Below are 4,087 nucleotides of genomic sequence, written 5' to 3'. Positions count from 1 at the left end.
CGCTGCCCGGCGGGATCCGGCTGCCCCTGGGGGGGCAGCGACCCTGCCAGCGCCCCAGCCAGCCGGCCGGCCACGAACGGCGCCGCGAAGGACGTGCCGCTCCACACCCCGAAACCGCCCGTGAAGTCGTCCGGGTCGATCGACTCGCGCACCAGTCCGTGTGCTGTGGTCCGGGCGACCGGCTCGAGCCCGCCCTGGAAGGCGGGCATGGTGCTCAGGACCTTCGCGCCCGGGGCGTAGCAGCGGACCCAGTCGCCGGTGTTGCTGAAGAGGGCGACCGAATCGCAGTCCGGATTGAGTGCACCGACCGACACCACCGGCACCCGCTCGGGCCCGCGCGGCTGGTCGTCGCCGCTGCGTGGGGCGAAGGCCGCCGGATAGAACTCGCGCGCGGTCGCGTCGTTGCCGACCGAGCAGACCACGGCGACGCCGCACTCTCCGAGCAGGTCCAGGATGCCGCGGAGGGTCGGGTCGAACAGCGCGTCCTGCGGGGTCTCGTGGTAGTAGCCCATCGAGAGGTTGAGCACGTCGATGGGGTGGCCACCGGGCTCCCCAGCGGCGTGCCGACGGGCGAGCTCGGCGATCTTGACCAGTGCGTCGACCCAGTCCGACTCCACGATCGTCCCGCTCGAGGACACCACCCGCCAGGCGACGATGTCGGCGTCGGGGCAGACCTGGTGCACCACACCGCAGATGAAGGTGCCGTGACCGGAGAGCGGGTCGAGGGACCCGTCGAACGGCCCGGAGTGGTCGCCGCCGACCTCCGGGTCGTTGGCCCGTCCGGTGTCCCCGATGGGGGTGCCGTCCAGGGTCACCGAGGTGTCCACGATGCCGTCCAGCCACGGGTGAGCGCCGCACCCGGTGTCGAGGATCGCCACGACGGGTCGCCGCCCGGGGAGTTCCGAGTCCGGTGTGCGGTGCGGGCGGCCGCCGATGAACGCCAGCGGTGACCGGCCGCCACCACCGGGCCGGCCATAGGACGCCAGCCCCGCGCCGTCGACCGGATTCGAGCTCTCGTAGGGGTTCGAGCTCTCATACGGGTTGGAGCTCTCGTAGGGGTTGGAGCTCTCGTAGGGGTTGGAGCTCTCGTACGGGTTGGGGTGCTCGACCGGGGTCACCTTGAGCAGGTGGTCGAGGCCGACGCCACCGAACTGCTCGGCGCCGAACCGCGCCCGCGCGTGCTGCAGCAGCGTCCATCCGTCCGGGGCGGGCGCAGCCTCACCCGGCCGCACGGAGACGACGACCCGGGTCAGTCCGAGGGGCGGTGCACCGTCACAACCACAGCCGTGTCGGTGACCTTCGCCGGTGCGCGTCGACGCCGGGTCGATCGCGCCCGCGACCCGCGAGCAGGGATAGGCGTCGTCCAGGCTGACCTGCCACCCCAGCGGATCGGCCGCCTCCCGCAGGCGTGCCAGCACGTCGTCCCGGTCCTGGCCGGCCGAGATCACCAGGCGTCTCCCGACGTAGTCGGTTGAACGCGGGGTGACACCGTCGACGGCCTGGGCGGTGCGTGGGTCGAGGCTGTGTCCCCCGAGGGACCGCACGTGGCTCCCAGAGATCGGCCGAGGGTCACGGTCACGGTGGTTGAGGGCGGGCAGGTGCCGACGCCCGTCGTCGCGCGGGTTCGCCTCGGGTTCGGTCACGGCATACCTCTCATCCGTGGCGGCCCTGCCGCCGGAACGTGTCTGGACCGGCTGCGCCGGTCGGTCGGTCAGAGCTCGAAGGCGGGAGTGGCGAACTGCAGCGTCTCGCCCTCCTCGGCGGGGTCCTCATCGGGTTCGCCGTCGGCCGGTGGCTCGTCGAGGTCGGAGAGCACGACCCGCGACAGGCCGCTCGGCAGCCGCGGCAGCTCGAACCGTCCCTGGGCGTCGGCTCGCGACTCCCAGGTGACCCCGTCCTGGCGCACGCTGACCCGCAGCCGACGCGCCGGCGAGATCCATCCGTCGAGCCGGCGCTCCGAGGGGCTCAGGGCCCGCACCTGCATCATCAGCCAGACGCTCACGCCTGAGAACACGATGGTCAGCGCCTCGCTCTGGCTGCGGGTGCCGGCGAGCTCACGGGTGTGCTGCACGAGGTGGAGCAGCTCGTAGTCCGCGTCCAGGTCGTCGAGCGCCAGCGCCACCAGCACCGTCTCCGGCAGGTCGTGGGGCATGGGATCGCGTGCGTCCCACATGCGGGTGAGCCGGTCGTATGTCGTGTGGTCATCCAGGAGGGAGAAGTCAGACTCGGACACGGGTGGCCCCCTTGATCGGCTCGGTGAGGAGCGTTCGCAGCTTGTCGAGGCACCGGCCGCGGGTGGGGCCGATGCTGCCCACCGGCATCCCGAGCTCGTCGGACAGGTCGGTGTAGTTGGGTCGAGGGGAGAAGGCGACGATGCGCAACAGCCGCTGACACCTGTCGGAGAGCTGCCGGACGCCTGCCCACAGCCGGTCCTGCTCGTCGCGCACGAGCACCTCGGCCTCGGCGGACTGTCCGGGTGGCACCTTGTCGGCGAGGAACTCGTCGGTCGCCGTCGACGTGCGGGACTCGGCTCCGGACTGTCGCCAGGCCTCGCGGCGCGCCGTCGTGGTGAGCCACGCACCGATGGCCTGGCAGTCCTTGACCGAGTCGGCTCGTCGCACGAGGGTCAGCCAGGTGGTCTGCACCACGTCCTCGGCCCGGTCGCGTTCGAGCCCGTAGGCTCGCACGACGTGCCAGAGGACCGGGCTGAGCAGGCGGACCAGGTCGTCCAGTCCCGCCGGATCCCCCTCGCGCCAGCGGCTGAAGGCCTCGGCGGCGTCGGACCACAGGGACGCCCGCGGCTCCACCACCGGCCTCCGGTCCACATCCACCATGGCTGCGCTGCTCTCGTCCTCGTCGTCGAGTGGGACCCGGGATGGGCCCTCACAGCGACAGGAGCGGCCTGCCCGGCCGCTGATACATCGATGACCCAATGTAGTGGTCCGGCCGCTCTTTGCCGAGAGGCATCGGCGACACGATGTCGTCGTATCGGCATGTCTCATGATCTCGCTAGACGGCCGTATAGGGTGCGATCGTGGATCCGATCAAGAACCCCTATGCCCCCGGTGCGGGCCAGCGCCCGCCCGAGCTCGCCGGTCGCGACGAGCAGCTGCGCAGCTTCGACGTCGTGCTGGAGCGCATCGCGCGGTCCCGCCCGGAGCGGTCGATCATCCTCACCGGCCTGCGGGGCGTCGGCAAGACGGTGCTGCTCAACGCCCTGCGCTCCGCAGCCGTCCGCGCCCACTGGGGGACCGGCAAGCTCGAGGCACGTCCCGACCAGCGCTTGCGCCGTCCGCTGTCCGCGGCGCTGCACGTCGCGACCCGCGAGCTCGGGCACCCCCAGGGCGACGACGTCGACCACGTCCTCGGCGTGATCAAGGCTTTCGCGCAACGCGATTCGGCTCCCGGCGCCAAGCTGCGGGACCGGTGGAACCCCGGCATCGACGCACCTGCGATCACCGGCCGGGCAGACTCCGGGGACATCGAGATCGACCTCGTCGAGCTGCTCACCGATGTGGGTGGACTGGCGGCGGACGTCGGCAAGGGCGTCGCCATCTGCATCGACGAGATGCAGGACCTCCACCCCGAGGACGTGTCGGCCCTGTGCGCGGCCTGCCACGAGATCGGCCAGAGCGGGCTGCCGGTGATCGTCGTCGGCGCCGGCCTGCCGCACCTGCCGGCGGTGCTCAGCGCCAGCAAGTCCTACAGCGAGCGGCTCTTCCGCTACTCGCGGATCGACCGCCTCGACCGCGCGGCCGCCGATCACGCGCTGCAGTTGCCCGCCCGGGAGGAGGGCGCCGACTTCACCCCGGAGGCGCTGGAGGCGATGTATGCCGCGACCGGCGGCTACCCCTACTTCATCCAGGCCTACGGCAAGGTCGCCTGGGACGTGGCACCGCGGTCGCCGATCACCGTGGAGGACGTCGCCGTCGCTGCGCCGGAGGCCGAGTCCGAGCTGGCGGTGGGCTTCTTCGGGTCCCGCTACGAGCGGGCCACGCCGGGCGAGCGGGAGTACCTGCGCGCGATGGCGGACGCCGCCACGGCCGAGGCGGACAAGGCCGAGGACGTCCAGCCCGACGACGTCGAC

Annotated in this window: 4 protein-coding genes; 1 reads left to right on the top strand and 3 read right to left on the bottom strand. The window is 72.0% G+C overall.

Translation table 11 applies throughout. The features are described from left to right. The 3 genes from FRW57_RS18305 to FRW57_RS18295 all read right to left on the bottom strand — a co-directional run. On the bottom strand, nt 1-1,643 hold a 1,643-nt coding region (locus FRW57_RS18305; RefSeq protein WP_152186684.1), incomplete at its 3' end, for a S8 family peptidase. A 68-nt stretch (nt 1,644-1,711) separates the two neighbouring features. Beyond that, complete coding sequence (locus tag FRW57_RS18300; RefSeq protein WP_137122809.1) at nt 1,712-2,233, bottom strand: hypothetical protein; 522 nt, start codon at nt 2,231-2,233, stop codon at nt 1,712-1,714. Next, nucleotides 2,220-2,834 carry an RNA polymerase sigma factor gene (locus tag FRW57_RS18295; protein WP_137122808.1) on the bottom strand — a complete coding sequence of 205 codons (615 nt, stop codon included), beginning with the start codon at nt 2,832-2,834 and terminating at the stop codon, nt 2,220-2,222. Before FRW57_RS18295 ends, FRW57_RS18300 begins: the two co-directional genes overlap by 14 nt. Nucleotides 2,835-3,034: 200 nt before the next feature. Here FRW57_RS18295 and FRW57_RS18290 point away from each other — a divergent pair. After that, the coding region (locus FRW57_RS18290; protein ID WP_152186683.1) for an ATP-binding protein at nt 3,035-4,087 on the top strand (1,053 nt) is incomplete at its 3' end.

The sequence above is a fragment of the Segeticoccus rhizosphaerae genome (assembly GCF_009192725.1).
Classification (GTDB): domain Bacteria; phylum Actinomycetota; class Actinomycetes; order Actinomycetales; family Dermatophilaceae; genus Segeticoccus; species Segeticoccus rhizosphaerae.
This window is presented reverse-complemented; position numbering and strand designations above follow the sequence as displayed.

Bases quoted from the DNA above. Each gene is read 5' to 3' on its own strand.
- FRW57_RS18295 (WP_137122808.1), bottom strand. From the start codon at position 2,834: ATGGTGGATGTGGACCGGAGGCCGGTGGTGGAGCCGCGGGCGTCCCTG.